Genomic DNA, 21,440 nt, shown 5'->3' on the forward strand with positions numbered 1-21,440 from the left:
TCAGCCCTTTTCCTGCCGTACGACGAACACGTTGCCGTCGGGGTCCTTGAACGACGCCCACCAGCCGAAGTTGGCCAGGACCGGCTCGGAGACGAACTCGACGCCCTTGGCGGTCAGCTCCTCGTAGGTCGCGTGGATGTCATCGCAGGTGAAGGTGATGCCCGAGTAGAACTCCACCTCGTCGAAGACCGGCCAGTGCAGGACCATCAGCGCGTTGCGCGACGAGGCGGCGGTCTCGAGCCAGCGACGCGGAGCGAAGTCGGGCATGACGACGTCGCTGACGACCTCCAGGCCGACCTGCTCGGTCCAGAAGCTCGCCGACCTGTCCTGGTCACGGACCTTGATGTTCACACCGCGGATTCCGGTGATCATGGCTGTTCCTTTCTGTCGGTGATCGACGTGGATTCCCGTCGCCCGCTGGGCGCCGGTTCGTTTGGGCGTGGCTGCCGTCGGAGGACCTCGAACACGACGGCGGTGTCACTGGCCACGAGGCCGTCGGACAGACCGTCGCGGTAGACGGCCCGGGCGGCGTCGAACAGTGGTGTCGCGGTGCCCGCCTCGGCCGCGGCCGTGCCGATGATCTCGAGATCCTTGGCGAAGACGTCCATCCGGATGCTCGCCGGCTCGTAGCGCCCCTGCACCATGTCGGGACCACGAACGCCGAACATCCGGGAGGCTCCCGCCCCGTCCCCGACTGCGGCCAGCACCTGCCGCAGGTCGAGGCCGAGGTCCTGGGCGAACCCGAGCGCCTCGGCCGCGGCGACGTTGTGCACAGCGACAAGGTGGTTCGCCACGAGCTTCATGAGAGTGCCCTTGCCGACATCGCCGAGCTCGAAGTGGGCGCGGGTGAACGCCTCGACGAGGCTCCTGGCCCGCTCGATCGCCTCCGGCGCTCCGCTGACGTAGGCGATGAGGTCGCCGGTCCGGGCCTGCGCGCCGGTGCCGCTCACCGGAGCGTCGAGCATCTCGATGCCCGCCCCTGCGAGGCGGGCCGCCCCGTCGAGCTTGGTACGCAGGTCCAGGGTGCTCGTCTCGACGACGACGGTCCCGGGGCGTGCGTGCGCGGCGAGTCCGTCGAGGACGGCGGCGAAGGCCGCAGCGCTCGGCAGCGAGGTGAGCACGATGTCGCTGGCGGCGGCGAGCGCGGCGAGGTCGTCGTACGCCACTGCGCCGGCCTCGGCGAACGCCCGGCGCCGGTCCGCGTCGATGTCGAAGCCGCCGACCTCGAAGGCGCCGGTGGCCAGGACGTTGCCCGCCATCGCCGAGCCCATCACACCGAGCCCCACGAAGCCGACGCGCGGTCGAGCCGTCGCGGTCATGACCTGCTCCCTTCGACGTGGCCGACGCGCGCCCAGTCCCCGACGAGCCGCGCGAAGGGCTCGGCGAACTCCAGGGCACTGGCGTGCCGCGCCCCGGCGACGACCGCGCGGCGGGAGCCGGTGATCGCCTCGGCGAGGCGGGCTGCGCCGTCGTGGAACAGCGGCGCGTCGAGCTGGCCGTCGATGAGCAGGGTCGGCGCCGTTATCTCGCCGAGTCGCGGCGTGACGTCGGCTGTCGCGAGCGCCAGGCACGCGAGGGCGTAGCCGCGCGGGTCGGTGCCGGCCAGAGCGCGGCGTACGTAGCTGACCTCGGGCCCGTCGGCGGCGAGCGCCTCGGGGGTGAGCCACAGCTGCAGTGTGGGCTCGACGAACGGGGCCATGCCCGAACCGACGACCTCGGCGGCGCGAGCGCGCCACTTCTCGCGCCAGTCCTGCGGGTACGTCGGGACGGCTGCCGCCACCACGAGGCTGGCGACGAGTCCGGGATCGTGCACGGCGAGCTCAAGGGCGATCAGGCCACCGAGGGACAGCCCCACCACGTGGACGTTCTCGTGACCGAGACCGCGCAGGTGCGTCGCGAGCGCGGTCGCCACGTCCGCAGTGTCGTAGGGGTCCTCGGGGACCGGGCAGCCACCGTGCCCCGGGAGGTCGACGGCGTACACGCCGAAGCCGTCGAGTTCGGCGGCGGCCGCGGTCCAGAAGTCGGCGCCCGCGCCGAGCGGGTGCAGCAGCACGACTGTCGGGCCGGAACCCTCCCGCAGGGTGCGCCCGCTGACCACCACGGCGCTCATGACGTACTCATCTCGACGGGCGGGTCGAGTGCGTCGGCGTCGGTCCCCGTCGTGTTCATGACCATGGCGAGGGTCGTGTAGTAGCCCGCGCACACGACGAGGTCGATGAGACCCTCCTCGCCGAGCAGGTCGATCGCCCTGTCGTAGAGCTCGTCGGGGATCGCGTCGTCGGCGAGCACGTGGGCGACGATCGCGTAGCCCGTGGCCAGCGGCTCCTGCATCGAACGCGGTTCCCGGCCGGCCGCGACGTCCGCCACGACGTCCCGGGGCACGCCCGCGTCGAGGGCGAGCGGGCAGTGGTAGCCCCACTCGAACGCCTGGTTCCGGGCGCGGGCCACCTGGAGGATGGCCAGTTCGAGAACCGCCTTGGGCAGGCCGGACCCGAACCGGAGGTACGCGCCGACCTCCTGGAGCCGGACCATCGCACCGGGGCTGCGCAGCAGGGGGACGAAGGGCCCGAAGAGAGCACCCCGTGGCCCGGCGCTGATCGCCGCGACCGCCTCCTGCTGCTCCGGCGTCAGGACCGCCGTCGGCAACTGGGGCATCCTGTCACGCACCGCTGCCGTGCCTCTCGACGAGCGGCATGACCTCGGTCGCCATGAGTTCCATCGACCGGCGCGCGAGCTTCTCGTCGACCCAGTCGAGGCCGGCGTAGACGAGTTCCCCGAACGGGCCGGTCTCCTCCTGGAAGGCGACGAGCTGCTCGGCCACCTGCTCGGCCGTACCGCAGATGACGAGGTCGTCGAGGACCCGCTCGATGGTGATGGCCTCGTCCGGCTCGTTGCGGTCGCGCTTGAACAGACCCAGCCGCCCGAGCTTGGTCATCTTGCGCAGCATCTGCTCGTAGTAGAAGCGGTAGGGGCTGTTCGCGTCGTCGCGCCCGTAGGCACGGGCCTCCTGCTCGGTGTCGGCGACGAAGACCGTCCGCGCGATCCGCCAGTCAGCCGGGTCCGCCTCGACCCCGGCGGCCTGCTTGCCCTCGACGTACTTGCCCCAGTGCGTGGCCACCCACTGCGGGAGCAGGAAGTTCGCCGACAGGGGGTGGAAGTCCTTGCGGCCCATCTCCACGACGCCCTTGGAGAACGGCGCGACGACGGTGCCGACGATCTCCGGACGCGGGCTCTGCAGGGGCTTGGGCAGGTAGCCCACGCCGAGCGGCAGGTCCATCGACCGTCGCGTCGAGACGTTGAAGCGCCCGCTGGCAGAGACGATGTCGTACGGCGGCTCGCCCTCCCAGATCTTGAGGATGACCTCGATGGCCTCGGCGAACATCGCGTTGCGGTCCTCGTCGAGGATGCCGAGCACCTCGGCGTCCGACGGCAGCGCCCCCGGGCTGATGCCGAAGATGAACCGGCCACCGGTCAGGTGGTCGAACATCGCCGCGTTCGCCGCTACGAGCGCCGGGTGCTGGTGGGACAGGTTCGTCGTCCCGGTTGCCAGCTTGATCCGTGGCGCGTCGTTGACGAGCGTCGCCAGGAACAGCATCGAGTTGGTGATGTTCTCAAGGTTGTCCGTCAGGTGCTCACCGATGAAGGCGTCGTGGAAACCGAGCCGATCGGCGAGGATGACCGCCTCACGGTCCTCATGGAGGGTCTCCGTCCACAGACGTCCGGGACGGTGCAGCGGCATGGCGAAGTATCCGAGTCTCACGAGATCAGTCAATCCGCTGGTCAATCCCCGAACAATTACGGCTTCCCACAACCTGACCAGGGCAGGTTGTGGGAAGGCGTGATTGTCTTGCCCTCCGCTCGGATGTTGACTCGGGTCCATGACCGTCGTTCGGACGCCACACGTTGACCGTGACCATTTCCGCAACGTCGTCGGCTGCTTCGCCACCGGCGTCGCCATCCTCACCTCGCGAGGCGTCCAGGCACGCGCGGGCATGACGGTGAGTGCGCTCACCTCCCTGTCGCTCGACCCGCCGATGGTGCTTGTGTGCGTGAACCGCTCGGTACCGACCGAGCGCAGCATCGCCGAGGCGGGCACGTTCTGCCTCAACATCCTCGGCGAGGGTCAGGAGCAGCTGGCGCTACAGTTCGCCCGCCCCAGCGACGACAAGTTCACGGGCGTACGCACCCACGAGGGTGTCCTCGGCAATCCCGTCCTCACCGACGCGCTCGCCTCGATCGAGTGCGAGGTGTCCGACACTGTGCAGGCGGGCAGCCACAGCATCTTCATCGGTAGGGCGCTTGACGCGCAGGCGCGCGAGGGCCTGCCCCTGACGTACTTCCGCGGCGGGTTCGGTGGCCTCACCCTCGACCGTTTCAACCAGGTGTACCAGCGGCTGCGGGACATGATCCTCGCGCGGGAGATCGACGGCAACGACGACATCGACGTCCCGCAGCTGGCCCGACGCCTCGACGTCGAGCCGGCCGCCGTCCTCGCCGGACTGTCGACGCTGCGCCGGGAAGGGCTCGTCACGTCGACGGATTACGGCCACCGGGTCGCACCTTTCACCGTCGACGACGCCGCTGAGGCGTTCGAGGCGCGCGCGATCATCGAGACGGGGATCGCCGATCTGACGGTCGGCTCGGTGACCGGGGAGGACCTTGCCGTCCTCGACCAGCTGTGCAGCGAACTGTGCGGGTTCATCCTCAACGACGAGTTCACCGATTTCGACGCGTACCTCGCCGCCAACGACAGGTTCCACCGCTTCCTCGTCGGCCTGTCGGGCAACCGGCGCGCCATCGCCCAGTACGAGGCGCTTGCCATGCCGACGATCATGGCGCAGAGCTTCGGGAAGACCCGGAAGAGCTCCTCGCAGTTCGTCGACGTCCACAAGCGGATCGTCGGCGGCTACCAGCAGCGTGACCTGGACGCCGTCAAGACGGCGATGCGGCAGTACGCGGTGCTGGCGACCGAGCGGGCCCGGGAACTGCTCACCTCACACGGCGGATCGGTATGACGGTCTCGTCCAGGCCGGCGAGCAGGTCGTGCAGGCGTAGCGCGAGCATGAGTTCGGCCTGGCGGGACTGGAGGTCGTGGCCGAGCATCTCCTCGATCCGGTGGATGCGGTTGCGCACCGTGTTCTCGTGCAGGTGCAGGGCGCGCGCTGTCGCCGCGTAGTTGCGCTCGCGCAGCCAGACACACAGCGTTTCGCGCAGCACGTCGAGCCCGCTGCCGCTACCGCTGAGGGCCGCTAGTTCCTCCTCGACGAGTTGCGCCGCCATGGGCAGGTCGTCGAGGAAGATCGCCTCCAGGCGGACGTCGGCGTATTCGAGGACGCCGTCACCGGCGAGCTGGTGGCGTCGGTGTTTCCCGGCGAACGCCTCCCGGATCCGACGAATCCGCCCGATCTGGCCGTAGCTGTGGCGCAGCCCTTCAAGACCCCGGGCGGGTGCGCTGACCTCGGCGGCGATACCGCCCTCGACGAGCAGCCGGCGTAGTGCCGTCCGCGCCTCGGCGGTCCACGCGCGGCGGGCGAGGAAGCGCACCTGGGTGCCGTCCTGCTCGGGGTGGTGCAGGACGTCCGTCACCGCGCAGGCGCTCTGGGCGCGTCGCACCCAGTCGGTGCCACCGGCATCGCCACGCGTGGCCACTGCGATGTGGTCGGCGTCGATGTCGTAGCCGAGCCCGAGCAGTTCGAACTTGTCCGGTACGTGATCGTCGCTGAGCAGGTCCTTGACGAGCCGGAAGCGGAGGTGGTCCCGCGACCGCTGGAGGCTCTCCTCGGAGAGCATGTGCTCCCGGGCGACCTGGGCCAGTGCCGCGTTCTGGTAGGCCATGACGAGTTCGGTGAGCAGGCGGGCGCCCTCGCCCCGGCGGACCGGGTCCGTCTCGACGGCGTCGAGGCGGGCCACCCAGTCCCGCCAGACGGTGAGGAATCCGACCCGGTACGACAGTTGCAGTGATGCCTGCACGACGCGCCGCCGGGCCTGGACCACGGCGAGGCGTCGGGGCTGCACGAGGTCGAGTTCCTCGATGCGGACCTCGCCCATCGCCACCCGGTGCAGGGTGCGCACGTTCTCCGTGACGCTCGCTGTCAACTGCGCGACGAACTCCTCGTCGTCGCGCAGATGGTCGAAGGCCGCGTCGAGGTCGACTGCCACGACCCGCTCGACCAGTTCCGCCGAGACGGCAGACCGTAGGGCCTCCCGCAGCCACGGGGGAAGCTGCGGGAGACCCACGGAGTCCGCGGACACGACGATCAGCGCTCCTGGAAGGGCAGCAGGATGCTCGATCGGTGGTCGCCTCCACAGTGGATGCTGACCCGTGTGGCGTACCGCTGCGCCGGGCGGTCGATCGGGTCGTCGTGCAGGAACGGCCCGCAGCCCTTCATCGCGTTCTTGAAGTTGGACATCGTCACCGCGTCCTTGAGCTCCGGGTTCTCGTAGTCCCGGCCGCCGATTGTCACCGCGAGCGTGTGACCGGCGGGAACGACGATGCAGGTCGGCCAGACCTCGACGTCGACCTCGTACACGGTGCCCGCCTCGACGGGCAGGGTGCGCGAGTGCGGGTGGATCGGCCGCCACTCGGTGGAGGCGACCTCGTCGAGTTCGCGATGGCTCAGGCGCAGCCACCCCATGCTGATCGGCGCGTTGGGGTCGACGGCACCGGCGAAGGTGACCTCCTTGCCCTCGCTGTCGAACAGCCGCACGGTGAGGAAGATGTCGGCGTCGTCCGAGTCGGTGGACACGAACAGTTTCGCCGAGACCGGGCCGCTGACCTCGCGATCGACGTCCGACACCGGGAGCCGGAACGTGACGTCCTGCTCGCCGGAGAACTCGACGGATCCCGCCGCGGCGTCGCCCTTCTCGACGAGGTCCAGCCGGACGGGGTCGAGTTCGAGGCGCTGCCACGCCGTCTCGGGCAGCGGCCACGCGGACGCGACCCGCTCCTCGTAGACCTCGCCCGGTGAGCGGACGAGCAGACTCACCGGCGGGCGCTGGTCCCAGCCGTTGTCGACGCCCTTGAGGAAGTGGTCGAAGAACGCGAGCTGGATCTGTCGCCCGTAGTCCGTGTAGTACGTCGTCCAGTGCTCCAGGCCGTGCATCTCCAGCCACTTCTGCGCGCTGCCGGCGCGCAGGAAGCCCTCGACGTTGCCGCGCAGGTGCAGCCCGGAGCCGCCCCAGTTTCCCGCGCTGAGCAACGGCACCTCGATGTTCTCCAGCACGCCGGAGCGCTCGCGGTACCAGTCGTCGAGCAGCGGGTGGGAGCGGATGATCGCGCCGAAGTCGCTGCGGTTCGCGGCGAGCTGGTCGTCGCTGAGAGTCTCGTCGCCGCACACGTTGAGCCCGGTGATGGGGTTGACCGGGCCACGGTCACCGAGGCCGTACTGGACGACCTTGATCTGCTTGTCGTACCAGTGCTCCCAGAACGTCGACAGGATGCCGCCGTGGTGGGACGCGTCGCGGTAGAAGTCGCTCGCGCCCTCCCAGATGCAGACCGCAGCCAGGCCACGGGGCCGCTCCGCAGCGACCTGCCACTGGTTCATCCCGAAGTACGACACCCCGGAGGTGCCGACCTTGCCTGTCGACCACTGCTGGTTCGCCGCCCACTCGATGCACGCGACGTAGTCAGCCGTCTCGCGCGCGGAGAAGTGCTCGATGTAGCCGGGCGAGCGACCGCAGCCCCGGGAGTCGACCCGGACCACCGCGTAGCCGTGCGGCACCCACTTCTCCGGGTCGACGACCTCCCAGTTCTGGTACGCGCAGGAACTGCCCTCGACGACGTCGGGGTGGCTGCTCGACAACGCCTCCCACGCCGTGGGGTAGCCCTCCTGGAAGGGCAGCCCCTTGGCGTACGGGCCGTAGCTGATCAGCACCGGATACTGTCCGGGCTGCTCCGGCAGGAACACGTCGGCGGCGAGTGGCAGGCCGTCGTCCATCGTGATGGTGACGTCCCACAGGATCCGCATGCCGTCGCGGACCTCGTCGATGCGGGCGTTGGTCTCGGTCACGGTCCGGTACGCCTCGCTGCTCACGGGATGTGGACGATGAGGTCGACGCTGAGGTCGCAGCCGGGGACCTCCTGGAAGCCCTTGGGGATCTCGTAGAACCCGGCGGCGGGCAGCCCGTTGGTGAAGGGCTCCGGCCAGGCCTGGAAGACGGCGGGTACGTCTTCGAGGTCGGACAGGAACAGGTCGGCGCGGACCGCGTTCTCGATCGACGTCCCGGCGGCCGTGCAGATCGCCGCGACGTCGTCGTGGATGCGTCGCACCTGGTCGACGATGTGCCGGCGGGTGTGCGGCAGGCTCCGGGCGAGGGCGCTGTCGGGCGCACCCGAGGCGGTCCGTCCGAGTTGGGTGGAGAGGAACAGCAGGGAGCCGCTGCGGACCGCCTGGACCTGGTGCCCGATGGGCGCGAGCGCGTTGTCGGTGTGCACGATGTGGCGGTCGCCGCCGTGCTCGGGGCGCGCCACGATGACGTAGATCTCGACGTTGCCGCCCTTGACTCCGCCGATGCCGGAGACGGGGACGATGGTGCGCGCCGGCGGCTCGGTCGGCCAGTGCTTGGCCCAGACCTCGTCGATGGCGGGCAACTGCCGGACGCCCTCGGGCGTCAGGTAGATGACGACCTTGATGACGTCGCTCCACTGCCCGCCGGCCGCCTCCATCGTGATGCGGATCTGGCGCAGCGTCTCGTCGGTCTCCGCGGCGACCTGGTTGCCGTACCAGATGTGCTGCGGCACCCTGGCGTTCGGGTGCAGACCGGATTCGAAGTCGGTGGGGATGAAGCCGGCGCTGAACAGGTACGGGCCGGACTCGACACCGACCGAGTAGCCGCCGAGCGGGTTGTGGACGTCGTGCGCGTACGCCCGCTTCTCGATGCCGGAGTCGTTGAGCAGCGAGATGAGCTGGATCTCGACGTGGGTGTCGGTGGCGAGCAGACGCTCGACGGGCAGCAGGCAGCTCGCCGGACGGTCGGACAGCAGGAACTCGTCGCGGCCCTGGATGTAGGAGTGCGCGACGAAACGCCAGTCCTCCCAGTGGGTCTGGTAGCGCGGCGTCCACTCCGGGTCCAGGTGACCGTCGGTGTGGAAGGTCGGCTGCCACTGGTTGATGCACACGCCCTGTTCGAGGCTCGACCCGGCGACGGTGAGTGCGGAGTCGAGGCGGCGGTACACCTCGCGGACCTGCTTCTTCACAGGGTGGCCGCTGTGCAGCGGCAGGCCGGGCTCGGCCTGGGCTGCCTCGGCGAGGCCGCCGTTGTCGAAGTCGGTGGCGCTCATCGAGGCGGTGAACGCGAACGGGCCGGCGGTGACTACCGGGCTGCTCGGGTACCAGTCAGGAAAGGACGCGTCGGGTACGTCGTGGACGACGCGGGGGCTGTTCTGGGTCATGCGAGGTCTCCAGGGTTGTGGTGCTCGAAGCCGTCTCGAAGCCGTTTCAGAGGGTCTGGCCGCCGTCGACCATCAGCGTCTGGCCGAGGACCATCTCGTTGAGCGGGCTGAGCAGGAACGCGGTGGGCAGGATGAGCTCACGGGCGTCGAGAATGCGGCCGGCCGGGATGCCCGCGACGACTGACGCGGTGAAGCCCGGGTCGGCGAAGAGCGCCTCGTTGACAGGTGTCAGCGTCGCGGTCGGGCCGATCGCGTTGACGCGTACGCCGCGCGACGCCCACTCGACGGCGAGGGTCTCGGCGAGCATCGACACGGCGGCCTTGCTCGCGTTGTAGCTCGACCAGTCGGGGAAGCCACGGCGGGCGAAGCTCGAACTGGTCAGGACGATCGAGCCGCCCTCGGTCATCCGCCGGGCTCCGCTGCGGGCCGTGATGAACACGCCGTTGATGTTCGTGTCCACGACGGAGCGGAAGTCGTCGGCGCTGACGTCGAGTGCTGGCTGGACGACGGCGATGCCGGCGTTGGCGACGACACCGTGCAGACCACCGAAGGTCTCGACGGCGCGGTCCATCGCCGCCTCGACGGCAGCCTCGTCGGTGACGTCGGCGATGGCGTACGCGAACGAGGGGCCGGCCTGCTCGGCGACGGCGGCAAGTCCTTCCGCACGCCTGGCGACACCGAGGACGTTGGCGCCGAGTTCGACGAGGCCGAGGGCCAGAGCCTGCCCGATGCCGGAGTTGGCGCCGGTGACGACGATGGTGCGTCCGGTGAGGCCGAGGGCCTGCCCAAGCGTGGAGCGCAGCGCGGGGTCGATGAGAGCAGTCATGTCAGTGGTCCATTTCCGGCGCGCCGAAAACGCGCTTGATGAGGCGGGTCCGTTCACGCTGGAGCACTGTCTGCAACTGCTCGGAGGGCAGGTGCTCGTCGACTGTCGAGTCCGACAGCAGGTCCTTGCCCGCGAGGATCTCCTCAAGGACGAGAAGTCGGTCCTTGGTCACCCACAACTCCTCCGCGAGACCCGCGATCATCCGAACAAGATCGTCGGTCGTCGCGTTCTCCAGGTACTTGGGAACTTCCATGGCTTCCTCTCAGGGGTGGCGCGGTGCCGGACCGACGCCCGGACGCAGGCGTTCACAGCGAGCGTCGGTAGGGGATGTCGACCCGCGCTGGCTTCTCGAGATCGAGGGCGTGGTGCCTCAGGCGGCGGGCTTGACGCCCTTGGTGATCCACGGGTAGTTGGCAGTGCCCACGCTGTATTCCTGGACGTCGACGAACCCGGCGGATTCGAGCAGCGCCTTGCGGTCGGTGAGGAGCGCGCCACGCCAGAACGGCTCGTTGCGGTTCTCCGTCTCCCAGTCGAGCACGACGGAGCGGAACAGGTTCTCGTGCTCGCTGTAGGGCGCCACGTCGGCGACCAGGAACTCCCCGCCCGGCTTGGTCACCCGGAAGGCTTCCTGGACGACGGCCTTGGCAGCCGGCGCCGGGATCTCGTGGAAGAGGATGAAGGCCGAGGTGAGGTCGAAGGTGTCCGCGTCGTAGCCGGTGGCCTCGGCCTGGGCCTGGCGCAGGTTCCATTCGAAGCCGCTGCGGGCGGCGATGAGCTTGGCGTGCAGCAGCTCGCTCGCGCCGAGGTCGACGCCGTGGATCTTCGCGTTCGGGTAGGCGCGCTGAAGCGCCAGGGCGTAGCGGCCGGTCCCGATGCCGAGTTCGAGGATGTTGTCGTAGTGGTCGCGGTTGCCCTCGACGGCGGCCACGTAGCGCAGGTCGGAGAAGTGGTCGCCGGGCTTGATGGCGCCGATCCCGCCGGTCGCGAAGATCAGGTCGTAGACGTAGTCGTGGATCATGAAGCCCATGTGCTCGTGGCCGTCCCAGCCACCGGGCGTGAGGTGGAACTCCGTCGTCCAGTAGTCGGGGATCTCGACGTCCGGGTTGAGTTCGAGCACCCCACCCTTGTCGGCGTTCGCCTCGTACTCGGCCCGGATCTCCGCCTCTCCGTCCTCGTACGCCTCCAGCGCCGCGACGTACTGACGCTCGGCGATGACCCGGGTGTAGAAGCGGTCCCAGGCAAAGGACCTGGAGTTGCCGAGCAGTTCGTAGCCGAGGCGCAGCCGCTCGCGAGCGCCTTCGGGGAGGCTCTTGCTCTCCAACTGCCTGCCCAGCGTCTGCTCGGCCGATGCCTGCAGCTCCCGGCCGCTCCACGCGGCCAGATCCGCCAGCAGGTTGAAGTTGGCCCGGCCACGCTGCTTGAGACCCGTCTTCACGTTCGTACCTCCAAGGGCGAGCGCCGCAGATTCCTTTATATGTAACGTCTTTCCGCTGGGTGCAGCGTAGCGATGTGATCGTCGGCTGGACAAGAGGCTGACGCAACTCGAACAGCCGCTTTCACCCTGGTCAAACGGCCGATTGGCCATCCGTCCGCGACAGCAGCCGCCGGCCCGCGTCCTCGGCCGCGATGAAGGCGAGTCCAAGTGCCGCGAGCAGCCCGTTGCCGGCCAGGTAGCCGTCCGCTCCCCTGCCGCTGATGCCCACGGCGGCACCACCGGCCGCGTAGAGCCCGGCAATGGGAGCACCGGCGCCATTGAGGACGCGCGCCGTCGCGTCAACGGAAAGCCCTCCCTGAGTGTGGAAGAGCGCGGGACGCACCTCGACCCCGTAGAACGGAGCGACAAGGTCCACGTCGCCCCACCGGGAACGCCCGTACCTGTCGGTCCCGCCGAGGCGGCCGGCAGCCGCCTCCGTGAAGGACGCCTCGAGCCGGTCGGCGGGCAGACCCATCCGCTCGGCCAGCTCGGCCACCGAGTTGCCCTGCCGCAGCACCCCGGACTCCTTGGTCTGGCGGAAGTCCTCGAAGGCGAGACAGGCGTCGTGGATCCGCTGGTCGAAGATGATGAACGCGCGGTTGTCCGGCTGGGTGAGTTCGAGGGCCGCGAACTCGGAGTAGCCCTGGGTCTCGTCGGCGAAGCGGTTCCCGTTCGTGTTGACGATGAACCCGCCGTGCATCACAGTCGCCCAACCGACGAGCGTGCCGCTGAGCGAGAGCGCGCCATGGCCCTGGTACGCGTCGATGCAGTCGACTGCCGCGTCGAACGTCTGCCCGATGCGCAGGGCGTCGCCGCGCGAGGCTTCGCTGCCGTGGTAGACGGCGCCGGCGATCTCCGGGGTGTGCTCGGCGATGAGCGCCGGGTCGGCTCCGAAACCGTTTGTCGCGAGGACGAGGGCGTCGCAGGAGATCTCCTCCCGCGTCCCGTCCGGCTGCTCGGTCACGGCGATGACGACGTCACCCTCGTGCCGGGCCGTCACCAGGCGCGCGGGGACGATGACGTCGATCCCCCGCTCCCGGGCGACACGGTGGAGCATGCCGAGCAGGATCGTGCCGTGCCGCCCCGGCACTGTGTGGCACCGGTGCCGCGTGTGCCCGGGGTACTCGAAGTCCGTGACGAGTTCGAGCGGGAGTTCGAGCGAGTCGGCGAGCCACTCGACGAGGGGGGCCGAGATCTGACTCAACGCCTCGGTGACGACCGGGTTGGCACGCCCCTTGGTCTTGCGTCGGACGTCCTCGGCGAAGGTCTCCGGCGAGTCCTCGACTCCCGCCTCGCGCTGGAACCGCGATCCGGCACCCGGAATCATGGCGGTCGACATCGACGTGTTGTTCGCCCGCAGAAAGTGCTCGTTCGCGTCGATCACCGCGACCGAGAGACCGAGCTCCTGGGCCCGCAACGCCGCGACGATGCCGCCGCCCGCGCCAGCCACGAGCAGGTTGACGTCCGCCATCTCATTTCCTCCTTCGGGTGCCCGAGAGGCCACCTCAGTGCTGTTCGTCGGGCACCCTGACGCGTCGGAACGATGCCCCTGGCCGGCGGTCGGCGATCGCGAGGCCGATCCCGCGTGGCGAGTCGTCGTCGGCGAGCGAGCTGAAGCCGTAGTAGTAGAGGTGCAGCCGGCCGTCGACCGGGACCAGCCGGGTCGCCGCCGCTCCGAGGCTGTCCCACGCGCCGGGCTCCCCGGCGGTCAGTACCGGACCGTCGGACTGGTGGTGCCAGTGCCGGCCGTCGTCGGAATCGGCTGTCGCCACCGAACGGCCGTGGTGCTCGTCGAGGCCGGTGTAGAGCATCAACCAGCGACGCCCCCCGTCGAACGGGTTGGGGAGCACCTGCCGCGTCACGATGCCCCCCTCGTCCCACTGCCGTACGCCGTCGGCCCAGACGAGCGGCCCCACGTCGGTAAGCACGACCCCGTCGGTGGACGTGAACGTGTCGGTACGGAACGTGCCGAGGTCGAGGGTCGGTGAGGTCGTCTGGACGTAGAGCGTCCCGTCGTGGTCACCGAAGACGTTCGGCCACGCGCAGTACAGCCGGTCCGGCGCGTAGTCGAGCAGGGCGCCGCCGGTGGCCGGGCCGGGGACGCGTGTCCACGTCACCCCGTCCGGGCTCGTGGCGTGCCCCGGGCGCATCCCGAGACCCGTCACCGCACCGAGCGCCGTCCTGCTCGCCCGTTCGGTCAGGTCACCCCCGAAGTACCAGAGGTGCCAGAGCCTGCCGTCGAAGGTGACGTCGGTGAGCCCGACATGGGAGGCGTCGAAGCTCGTCGGGTCACCGCTCGGGGCGAACACCGAGCCGAGTTCGTCAGGGCCGTCGTACCGCTTCCACCGGATGCCGTCGCGCGAGGTGGCCAGGGCCACCCGCCCGGACCCCAGCGTTCCCGGCGCCGGCCGGTCGTAGGCCCGGTCGCGGCAGTAGTACCACATGAGCCAGCCGTCGTCGGTACGGTGCACGACGGCACCGCCGACCCGGTAGTCATCGCAGCGACCGGCAGGGCCGGCCCCCAGGACGAACCCGTCCATACGCATCGTGCGGTCTCCCATCCGTCACGCCGTCCTGCCGGGTCTCTTACTCGCTGGTGAGCGGCCGCCGCTGGTACTCGCCGCGGGGCGCGCCCTGGATGGCGCCGTCGGCCAGGACGTGGTGGCCGCGCACGAACGTGTCGGTGACCGATGCGGACAGCTCGAAGTCCTCGAACGGCGTGTACTCCTGCGTCGACAGGGAGTCCTCGGCGCGTACGGTCCACGAGCGGGAGTCGTCGACGAGGCAGAAGTCCGCGTCGTAGCCCACCTTGATGACGCCCTTGCGACCGGACAGCCCGTACCGCTCGGCCGGGTTCCAGGCGGTGAGGGCAGCGATCCGGTCCCAGCCGAGGCCACGCTTGCGGCCCTCGCTGATCAGCGCCGGCAGGAGGTACTCCGCGCCACCGAAGCCGGACTTGGCAACGAAGACGTTGTCACGCTCGGACCCGAACTTCATCTCGTCACGGCAGCAGGCGTGGTCGCTCACCACCCAGTCGATCTCGCCGGCGAGGACGTGCTCCCACAGGCCCTCGACGTCGTCACGCGAGCGCAGCGGCGGGTTCACCTTGCCGCCGATGCCGGACGCGCTGTGGTAGTCGGCGACGAGGTGACCGATGGTGACCTCGCGGCGGAAGTTGATGTGCGGGAACGTACGCGCCATGAGCAGCGCAGCCTCGACGGCCTTGCGTCCACTCAGGTGCAGCAGGTTGATGTTCGCCAGCTGCGTCTCGTGCGCGAGGTAGGAGGCGATGGAGATCGCCAGGCCCTCGGAGTGCGCCGGCCGGGAAGCGGAGTACGCCTCGAGCCCGGTGAGCTGTCCCTCCTGCTCGACCATCGCGGTGTAGGCCGACATGATCTCGGCGGTCTCACAGTGCAGGCTGAGCGAGATCGAGTCGGCGATCTGCGGCGCGGCGTTCCGGGCGGCCTGGATGCCGCGCATGACGAACTCGAAGTGCGCGAGGTCGTAGCGCTCCCCCTCCGGCGTCATCAGGAACGAGCTCTGGTCAGCCGACCGGCCGTGCAGGCCGTAGCCGCCGTAGAACATGAAGATCTTGAACGACGAGACGCCGTGCTCTTCGATCAGCTCGGGGATCTCGCTGATGTGCTCCTTGGACATCGGCGCCAGGTGGAAGGCGTAGTCGATGTACGCCCGGCCCTGCGTGCGCTCGAGGACCTCGGGGAAGAAGTCCCGGTACGCGCCGGACTTGTTGAGGTAGTACTGCCCGGTGCGGATGTAGTTGAGGCCCGTCGTCACGCCGCCCTGGGCAGCCGCCTTCGACTCGGTCTCCGCGTCGATCTCCAGCGGGTTGTAGATGCCCCAGTGCTGGTGGGCGTCGACGACACCCGGCAGTGCGAGCTTGCCACCACCGTCGACGGTCGTCGTCGCTGTGACATCGCCGAGGTGACCGACGGCGGCCACCCGCCCGTCCGTCACGGCGATGTCGGTGAGCACGGTCTGCGGCGACTCGTGGGTGACGAGACGAACGTTGCGGACGATGAGGTCGTAGTTCATAGCTGGCCCTCCTGCGCGGCGCTGGTGTTCGCGGAATCCGCCGCGTCGTCGAGCGACGAGAGGACGATTCCGACATCGCTCAATTCGTCGAGAGCCAGCGAGTGCGCGGCGATCCGCGCCACCACCGTCTCGGGAAGGTGCCGACCGGCGTTGTCACGGAACTTGAGGGCGACCTCGTCGTCGGAGAGCGGGTTCTCCGGACCGCCCCGGTTGACGAGGACCCGCTCGGTGACCTCCGAGCCGTCGACGAGTTCGGCGGTGAGGACCGCCGGGAACTGGCTGGGGAAGATCTTGGTGCACTCGTCGTCGGCGACGACGCTCACCTTGTCCATGATCTCCCGACGCGTGGGGTCGACCGCGAGGGCGTCGGTGTAGTCGTCGAGGGCGACCCCGAGGCCACCACCTCCGCCGAGCAGGCCGACGGCCACCGCGTACGGGCCCGAGAACTGGGCCTGATAGCCAGTGGTCGGGCGACGCTTGCCCTCGATCGGCTCACCGATCGTCCGGATCACCGGCGCGGGAGCACCGAGGGTGAGGCGACGTACCTCGCGGTGGTCGACTCCGCGGCGCCGCAGCCCGGTGGCGGCGTCGATGGCGGCGTGGGTGAAGTGGTTCGCCGGGTACGGCTTGAAGAAGATCCTGGGCACCTCCCACTCGGTTCCCAGGCCCTCGACGATGGCGGCGGCGTCGAACTCGCCGCGCAGGAACGCCTGGAAGAACCCGAACCGTCCTTCGAGGACTGTCGGCGGCCCCGTGATGCCCCGGCTGACCAGGTCGGCGGCGGTCACGGCGGAGTGCGCGGCCCAGCCGCAGTGCAGTCGCTTGACGTTGCCACCGGTGCGGTTGGCCTCGATGATGCCTGCGGCCATGGACGCCGCGACCCCGAGGGAACTCGTGAGCTGTTCCTCGTTCTGACCGAGGATGACACCCACTGCCACCGCCCCACCGAGGGCACCGCAGATGGAGGTCGCGTGCTGCCCGTGCTCGAAGAACACGGAGTTGCCGGCCTCCCGGTCGTAGCCGGCCATGCCGATGCGGACGCAGACCTCCAGGCCCACGGCGATGGCAGTGACCGCCGTACGCCCATCGGCGCCGGCACGTTCGGCGGCGGCAAGCACGCTCGGCACGATGCTCGCGCTCGGGTGGAGTACGGACGGCAGGTGCGTGTCGTCGTAGTCGAGGGAGTGCGCCAGCACCCCGTTGCCGAAGGCGGCCAGCGCGGCGGGAACCCGGTGCGGCACGCCGATCGCGCGAGCCTGAGGAGCACCGCCCTGCTCGGCGACGTAGTCGATGACCGCCCGGCTGCTGTCGAGGCTCTGCGCCGCGATACAGATGCCGAGGGTGTCCAGAACTCGCTGCCGCACACTGGCCACCACCTCGTGGGGCAGGTCCTCGTAGCGGGTCTGGGCGGCGAAGCGCGCGATCGTCTGCGCGAGGGTCACCTCATTCACCGGTCGTCACCGCCAACGGGCGGATGGGCGAGCCGGTCGCGCCGTAGAACTTGAGCGGCGAGGCGACGAAGACGAACTCGTGCACGCGCTGCGCGGCGAGGTCCTCAAGGTCGAGCGTCTCCATGATGTAGATGCCCGACTCGACGAGCAGCACCCGGTGCGCGGGCAGGACACTGTGCCCCGCGCCGGGCCGGAGGCACTCGAAGGCGATGGTGTCCGCGCCCGCGGCGAGGACTCCCCGCTCCGCGAGCCAACGCGCGCCGGCCTCGCCGATGCCCGGTACGCCGGAGTCGCCGCCGATGAACACGGAACGGTCCGGGTTGTCGAAGTGTCGCCCCCAGCCACTGCGGATCAGGACGACGTCGCCGGCCTCGATGGACCCGCCCTGCCGTTCGAGGGTGGCCTCCAGGTTATCGGGCGTGATCTCGTAGCCGGGAGCACACCCCTCCGGGGTGCCGAGGGCCGTCGGCACGTCGAGCAGGACGCCACGGCACACCATTGGGGGAATGGTGTGCGCTCCGAGCTTGGCGAAGCGACCACCCGCCGAGGCGTCATAGGCGTCCGAACCGTCGACGAGGCGACCGTCCTGCGACACGTGGGCGAAGGCATCGATGTGTGTGCCGACGTGGGTGCCCATCGTGATGATGTCGTTCGAGGCGGAGCCGCCGTCGGCCCGCACCATGTCCCCGTGCCGGCGCGGCAGCGCGTGCCAGTAGTGCGGGTGGTTGGGCGACTGGGGCATTCCCACGAAGAGAAGCCGACCGAGGTCGAAGACGCGCACCCCCTTCCGCACGGCTTCGATCAAGACGTTGTTCGGCACGTGACCCCTGCCCCTCCGCTCTCGGTAGGGCACTGTTGGCCCTCTTCGCCGTCCGGCCCCCGCCGTCGTGGTGAGGGAAGACTAGCGGAGAAAAACGCAGAGCGGAACATGGTTGCGTTACATGGAACAGTGGCTTGGGCGACGTGCTTCAAGCGCCGATTTGACCGCTCCCGCCGGATTGCCCGTCAAGCCGCACTGGCAGCAGTTCCGCAGGTCGCGTACGCGCAGGTAAGTCAATAGGTCTGAGAGTTGGCTCGCCAAGCCGAACGGTTGATTCCGACTGCCCGGGCCCGACTATTCCGAACCACTGTTCCGCATAAAGGAATTCTCAGGCAGCGTGCATGCGAGGGAGATACCGTCGGGAGCAGCCCTTTCGGGGCCACATTCGCGTCCGCTTCCTGCCACGATCTTGGCCATGCGTCCCTCGTCCGGTCTGCTCGTCGGATCCGCAGTGGCTGGTCTGCTCTCGATCGCGGCGACGCTGCTCGCCATGCCTGCCGCGTCGTTGCAGTTCACACTTGTCACGTTGCTCGCCCTGCTCGGGTACGTGCTGCTGCAACGAGGTGCACGTCGAGTGAGGTGGCCGATCGCCGCCGGCATCGGGCTACTCGCCGCAGTAGCGACGACAAGGCTGCTCTGGTGGCAGCAGCAGGCCGACGAAGCAGGCTGGCTGACGTACGGCCAAGGGGTGGCGACAACCGCCATGTCGGAGCCGGCACGGGAGATGATCGACCGCGAGAGGCTCGCAGCCCTCGGTCTGCTGCTCGGCGTTGTCTGTCTCGCGGCTGGCGCGTTGGCGTTGCCGTCACGCGGCAGGCGCGGAGGTCTGGTGACGAGCGTCCTCGCGCTGGTGCTGCTCGCCTGGCTCGGGCTGAGCCTCGCGCGCGGCAGCGACCGTCAACCGCTGCTCGACCTGGCCGCGACGGTGTGGCCGGCGTTGCTGGCAGCAGTTGTGGCCATGGGAGCATTCGCGCTGTCAGGGTGGCGGGCCGACCGGCGTCGGCTGCTCCCATTGGGGTTGTTCCTGCTGTCAGTCGCAGCGGCTCGCGCCTGCTCGGAACTGGCTGCGGCATGGTCAGACTGGGTGATCGCGACCGGACCTCCCACCGACGCGTTCCTGGAGCCAGGGATGAGGGTGAACACGTCGGCGGACAGCTTCCCTCAGGTGTCATGGGCCGTTAGCGCCGCAATCACGCTCGCCGGTGTGGGGCTGGTGACCGTCGGCGCATCGCGCAGTTCCCGCGAGGTTGACGCCGCATAGTCACAGGCCGGCCATCACCAGATTGGCGAATGCGATGAGCTGGGTTGCACGGTGACGTCCGCCCGGCGCGGCACCAGCATGGGCCCTCCCACAAGCAGCATTGCGACGCCCACGTCATCGATGACCAACGAGGGCAGGGTGTCGACCGCCTCCCGCGCCCGAGCAGGGCCGAGCTTCCCTCCTAGGACCTTGCCTCTGATCATGGACATGACCTTTGACTAGCTCACGGTCCGTCCGGCTCCGTTGCTGTTACCGCGCTCACAGCTGGACATGCTTGAGCTCACGTCTGGTTGAGGTTGCAAGATCTAAACCGGACCACGACCTCCGATAGCCCATTCTCGGGAGCGCGTATGAGAGAGCAGGAGCGCTTAGGCAGCGGTGAGACCTGCGCTTGCATGCGCCTGACCGGTAACGGTTCAACGTGCCTCGCCTATTGGTGGATCTCCTCGTCGGGCAGTCGTAGACCGTCCAGACCTTGTGGTGCCCGGCGAGGTGATCCGCCCGGCATCTCTGAGGAGGGCCGGGGTTCGGGGCAGAGCCCTGAGGTCTTCCGATCCTGTGACTCCCAAGCGTGGCCGGCTGGGCCGGCGCGGCCCGCCTGGCGGGGCCGCCTTGACGTGTACGCGGACCTGTTCGAGGACGACCTGGACCAGGTGGCGGAGATCGCTGTCGTCGGCCGCCCCCGGGCCGGTCAGGGTTCCGTCCTAATCCTGCGGTAGTGCCGGCGGGCCTTCAGTCGGTTACCGCAGGTTGCCATCGAGCACCAGCGTGCGGTGTTCGAACGACTTCGGTCGACCAGAAAGAGGCGGCACTCGTCGTTCGCGCAGGGTCGGAGGCGGCCGGGCGCGCTTTCGCGCAAGGCGGCCCAGCTGAGCACTGCCCGAGCGACGCTGCGGTGATCCGGCGGGGCGATCAGCGACCAGTCGAGCCGCGTCGCTGTCAGCCGGGGTGCCTGATGCACACCGACCAGTAGTGGTGCGAGGGAGTCGGCGGGGCGATCGCTGCGGGCCACCTCCTGCAACAGAGGTCGGGCGGAGCGTACGGCGTCCAACTCCTCCCGGGTGCCGGTCCCGCCGAGGCCGCGCAGCCTCGATCGCGCCTCGGCCGCGTCGGCGAGGAGGTCCTTCGCCTCGCCGTCGATCACCGGGGTGCTGTTGAGGATGAACAGCAGGAGTTCCTCGTCGGTGGAGATCATGGTCACTGAACTAACCTCCATTGCCAGCTTGCATGGTTAGGAGCTTAGCATTAGCTTCATAACCACCAAATCATGCAATGGAGGTTAGACATGCGAGTGTTCCACCGATACGCCGTCGTGGAGGGGCATCGGCTCTTCTACAGGGAGGCGGGTCCGTCCGACGCTCCCGCCCTGGTGCTGCTGCATGGCTACCCCAGCAGCTCGTTCATGTTCCGCGAGCTGATCCCGAGGCTGGCCGACAGATACCACGTGATCGCCCCCGACTACCTCGGCTTCGGTCAGTCGGACAGTCCTACGGTCGACGAGTTCGATTACAGCTTCGACTCGCTCGCCCGGCTCACCGCCGGCCTGCTCGACCAACTCGGCCTGCAGCGGTACGCCATCTACGTGCAGGACTACGGCGCGCCGGTCGGGTGGCGGCTCGCCCTGCAGCCCCACAGCCCGGTCAGCGCCGTCATCAGCCAGAACGGCAACGGCTACGAGGCCGGCTTCGTCCCCGAATTCTGGAACCCGATCTGGACGTACGGCGAGAACCGCAACCCGCAGACCGAGGCGGCCGTGCGCACAGCTCTGGAACGTGACGCCGTCGTCTGGCAGTACACCCACGGCGTGCCGGACCCGAGCGTGGTCAGCCCCGACACCTGGACGCTGGACCACGCTCTGCTGCAGCGCCCGGGCAACGACGAGGTCCAGCTGCGCCTGTTCCACGACTACCGGACGAACCGCGCTCTGTACCCCCGACTTCAGGAGCACCTGCGGATCAACCGGATTCCCGTACTGGCGGTATGGGGTGGCAACGACCAGATCTTTTCACCGGGTGGAGCGACAGCCTTCGGCGAAGACCTGCCCGACGCCGAGGTGCACCTCCTGGACGGGGGGCACTTCCTGCTGGAGAGCAATCTTGACGAAGTCACCGAACTCACCAGGGCCTTCCTCGACCGAGCACTGAGCCCCAGCTGACCTCAATGT

General features: G+C 69.1%; 20 protein-coding genes and 1 pseudogene. 3 read left to right on the plus strand and 18 right to left on the minus strand.

Annotated elements, in window-relative coordinates:
* Genes ACPXB1_RS20815 through ACPXB1_RS20835 form a run of 5 tightly spaced genes read right to left on the minus strand, consistent with a single transcriptional unit; the run spans nucleotide 1 to nucleotide 3,760 of the window.
* The gene (locus ACPXB1_RS20815; protein WP_053653312.1) at nucleotides 1-372 is read right to left on the minus strand and encodes a VOC family protein; all 372 of its coding nucleotides are present in this window, start codon (nucleotides 370-372) and stop codon (nucleotides 1-3) included.
* Nucleotides 369-1,355, minus strand: coding sequence for an NAD(P)-dependent oxidoreductase (locus ACPXB1_RS20820; protein WP_369814768.1), 987 nt, complete (start codon nucleotides 1,353-1,355; stop codon nucleotides 369-371). Before ACPXB1_RS20820 ends, ACPXB1_RS20815 begins: the two co-directional genes overlap by 4 nt.
* On the minus strand, nucleotides 1,316-2,110 hold the full coding sequence (locus ACPXB1_RS20825) for an alpha/beta fold hydrolase (protein WP_053653314.1): 795 nt from the start codon (nucleotides 2,108-2,110) through the stop codon (nucleotides 1,316-1,318). The genes ACPXB1_RS20820 and ACPXB1_RS20825 overlap by 40 nt, the downstream gene beginning before the upstream one ends.
* Nucleotides 2,107-2,646 (minus strand): carboxymuconolactone decarboxylase family protein, encoded by a 540-nt coding sequence (locus tag ACPXB1_RS20830; RefSeq protein ID WP_167943090.1) that lies wholly within the window; start codon nucleotides 2,644-2,646, stop codon nucleotides 2,107-2,109. Before ACPXB1_RS20830 ends, ACPXB1_RS20825 begins: the two co-directional genes overlap by 4 nt.
* 13 nt (nucleotides 2,647-2,659) lie before the next feature.
* Entirely contained in the window at nucleotides 2,660-3,760 is a 1,101-nt protein-coding gene (locus ACPXB1_RS20835; protein ID WP_053653316.1) for an LLM class flavin-dependent oxidoreductase, read from the minus strand.
* Nucleotides 3,761-3,878: 118 nt separating this feature from the next.
* On the opposite strand from ACPXB1_RS20835, the gene ACPXB1_RS20840 reads away from it, so the two are divergent.
* Nucleotides 3,879-5,015 carry a flavin reductase gene (locus ACPXB1_RS20840; RefSeq protein WP_355596156.1) on the plus strand — a complete coding sequence of 379 codons (1,137 nt, stop codon included), beginning with the start codon at nucleotides 3,879-3,881 and terminating at the stop codon, nucleotides 5,013-5,015.
* On the opposite strand, the gene ACPXB1_RS20845 is transcribed toward ACPXB1_RS20840, so the two are convergent.
* From ACPXB1_RS20845 to ACPXB1_RS20895, 11 genes are all read right to left on the minus strand, one after another.
* The gene (locus ACPXB1_RS20845; protein ID WP_355629464.1) at nucleotides 4,990-6,252 is read right to left on the minus strand and encodes a PucR family transcriptional regulator; all 1,263 of its coding nucleotides are present in this window, start codon (nucleotides 6,250-6,252) and stop codon (nucleotides 4,990-4,992) included. The two genes, ACPXB1_RS20840 and ACPXB1_RS20845, sit on opposite strands and share 26 nt — an antisense overlap.
* Before the next feature lie 5 nt (nucleotides 6,253-6,257).
* Nucleotides 6,258-8,033, minus strand: coding sequence for a CocE/NonD family hydrolase (locus ACPXB1_RS20850; RefSeq protein ID WP_355629461.1), 1,776 nt, complete (start codon nucleotides 8,031-8,033; stop codon nucleotides 6,258-6,260).
* Complete coding sequence (locus ACPXB1_RS20855; RefSeq protein ID WP_355629458.1) at nucleotides 8,030-9,391, minus strand: RidA family protein; 1,362 nt, start codon at nucleotides 9,389-9,391, stop codon at nucleotides 8,030-8,032. Before ACPXB1_RS20855 ends, ACPXB1_RS20850 begins: the two co-directional genes overlap by 4 nt.
* Before the next feature lie 46 nt (nucleotides 9,392-9,437).
* On the minus strand, nucleotides 9,438-10,217 hold the full coding sequence (locus ACPXB1_RS20860; RefSeq protein WP_355629455.1) for an SDR family NAD(P)-dependent oxidoreductase: 780 nt from the start codon (nucleotides 10,215-10,217) through the stop codon (nucleotides 9,438-9,440).
* 1 nt (nucleotide 10,218) lies between these two features.
* Complete coding sequence (locus tag ACPXB1_RS20865; RefSeq protein WP_355596146.1) at nucleotides 10,219-10,470, minus strand: hypothetical protein; 252 nt, start codon at nucleotides 10,468-10,470, stop codon at nucleotides 10,219-10,221.
* A 117-nt stretch (nucleotides 10,471-10,587) separates the two neighbouring features.
* A complete protein-coding gene (locus ACPXB1_RS20870; RefSeq protein ID WP_355629452.1) occupies nucleotides 10,588-11,652 on the minus strand; it encodes a class I SAM-dependent methyltransferase in 1,065 nt (354 codons plus the stop codon).
* Between the two features lie 130 nt (nucleotides 11,653-11,782).
* The gene (locus ACPXB1_RS20875; RefSeq protein WP_425735679.1) at nucleotides 11,783-13,162 is read right to left on the minus strand and encodes an FAD-dependent oxidoreductase; all 1,380 of its coding nucleotides are present in this window, start codon (nucleotides 13,160-13,162) and stop codon (nucleotides 11,783-11,785) included.
* A gap of 34 nt (nucleotides 13,163-13,196) precedes the next feature.
* On the minus strand, nucleotides 13,197-14,237 hold the full coding sequence (locus ACPXB1_RS20880; protein ID WP_355629447.1) for a hypothetical protein: 1,041 nt from the start codon (nucleotides 14,235-14,237) through the stop codon (nucleotides 13,197-13,199).
* Between the two features lie 40 nt (nucleotides 14,238-14,277).
* Complete coding sequence (locus tag ACPXB1_RS20885) at nucleotides 14,278-15,744, minus strand: dihydroorotase (protein WP_425735680.1); 1,467 nt, start codon at nucleotides 15,742-15,744, stop codon at nucleotides 14,278-14,280.
* Nucleotides 15,741-17,195, minus strand: coding sequence for an MmgE/PrpD family protein (locus tag ACPXB1_RS20890; protein ID WP_355629441.1), 1,455 nt, complete (start codon nucleotides 17,193-17,195; stop codon nucleotides 15,741-15,743). Before ACPXB1_RS20890 ends, ACPXB1_RS20885 begins: the two co-directional genes overlap by 4 nt.
* Nucleotides 17,188-18,015: a cyclase family protein gene (locus ACPXB1_RS20895; RefSeq protein ID WP_355629438.1), complete on the minus strand. Its 828-nt coding sequence runs from the start codon at nucleotides 18,013-18,015 to the stop codon at nucleotides 17,188-17,190. Before ACPXB1_RS20895 ends, ACPXB1_RS20890 begins: the two co-directional genes overlap by 8 nt.
* Nucleotides 18,016-18,430: 415 nt before the next feature.
* On the opposite strand from ACPXB1_RS20895, the gene ACPXB1_RS20900 reads away from it, so the two are divergent.
* Nucleotides 18,431-19,276: an aminopeptidase gene (locus tag ACPXB1_RS20900; RefSeq protein WP_355596132.1), complete on the plus strand. Its 846-nt coding sequence runs from the start codon at nucleotides 18,431-18,433 to the stop codon at nucleotides 19,274-19,276.
* A 92-nt stretch (nucleotides 19,277-19,368) separates the two neighbouring features.
* On the opposite strand, the pseudogene ACPXB1_RS20905 reads toward ACPXB1_RS20900, so the two are convergent.
* Nucleotides 19,369-19,491: pseudogene (locus ACPXB1_RS20905) on the minus strand (VapC toxin family PIN domain ribonuclease); the annotation flags it as partial.
* Between the two features lie 476 nt (nucleotides 19,492-19,967).
* Nucleotides 19,968-20,471: a CGNR zinc finger domain-containing protein gene (locus ACPXB1_RS20910; RefSeq protein ID WP_355596192.1), complete on the minus strand. Its 504-nt coding sequence runs from the start codon at nucleotides 20,469-20,471 to the stop codon at nucleotides 19,968-19,970.
* Between the two features lie 90 nt (nucleotides 20,472-20,561).
* Between ACPXB1_RS20910 and ACPXB1_RS20915 the strand changes: the two genes are divergently transcribed.
* Nucleotides 20,562-21,431, plus strand: a complete 870-nt coding sequence (locus ACPXB1_RS20915) for an alpha/beta fold hydrolase (RefSeq protein WP_355596130.1) — start codon at nucleotides 20,562-20,564, stop codon at nucleotides 21,429-21,431.
* Nucleotides 21,432-21,440 lie beyond the last annotated feature (9 nt).

Source organism: Micromonospora sp. DT68, from assembly GCF_049847245.1.
Classification (GTDB): domain Bacteria; phylum Actinomycetota; class Actinomycetes; order Mycobacteriales; family Micromonosporaceae; genus Micromonospora; species Micromonospora profundi.

Excerpts from the sequence above, each read along its gene's own strand:
- ACPXB1_RS20815 (WP_053653312.1), bottom strand. The coding sequence starts at position 372 with ATGATCACCGGAATCCGCGGTGTGAACATCAAGGTCCGTGACCAGGAC.
- ACPXB1_RS20825 (WP_053653314.1), bottom strand. The coding sequence starts at position 2,110 with ATGAGCGCCGTGGTGGTCAGCGGGCGCACCCTGCGGGAGGGTTCCGGC.
- ACPXB1_RS20840 (WP_355596156.1), top strand. The coding sequence starts at position 3,879 with ATGACCGTCGTTCGGACGCCACACGTTGACCGTGACCATTTCCGCAAC.
- ACPXB1_RS20855 (WP_355629458.1), bottom strand. The coding sequence starts at position 9,391 with ATGACCCAGAACAGCCCCCGCGTCGTCCACGACGTACCCGACGCGTCC.
- ACPXB1_RS20860 (WP_355629455.1), bottom strand. The coding sequence starts at position 10,217 with ATGACTGCTCTCATCGACCCCGCGCTGCGCTCCACGCTTGGGCAGGCC.
- ACPXB1_RS20865 (WP_355596146.1), bottom strand. The coding sequence starts at position 10,470 with ATGGAAGTTCCCAAGTACCTGGAGAACGCGACGACCGACGATCTTGTT.
- ACPXB1_RS20875 (WP_425735679.1), bottom strand. The coding sequence starts at position 13,162 with ATGGCGGACGTCAACCTGCTCGTGGCTGGCGCGGGCGGCGGCATCGTC.
- ACPXB1_RS20880 (WP_355629447.1), bottom strand. The coding sequence starts at position 14,237 with ATGCGTATGGACGGGTTCGTCCTGGGGGCCGGCCCTGCCGGTCGCTGC.
- ACPXB1_RS20885 (WP_425735680.1), bottom strand. The coding sequence starts at position 15,744 with ATGAACTACGACCTCATCGTCCGCAACGTTCGTCTCGTCACCCACGAG.
- ACPXB1_RS20900 (WP_355596132.1), top strand. The coding sequence starts at position 18,431 with ATGCGTCCCTCGTCCGGTCTGCTCGTCGGATCCGCAGTGGCTGGTCTG.
- ACPXB1_RS20910 (WP_355596192.1), bottom strand. The coding sequence starts at position 20,471 with ATGATCTCCACCGACGAGGAACTCCTGCTGTTCATCCTCAACAGCACC.
- ACPXB1_RS20915 (WP_355596130.1), top strand. The coding sequence starts at position 20,562 with ATGCGAGTGTTCCACCGATACGCCGTCGTGGAGGGGCATCGGCTCTTC.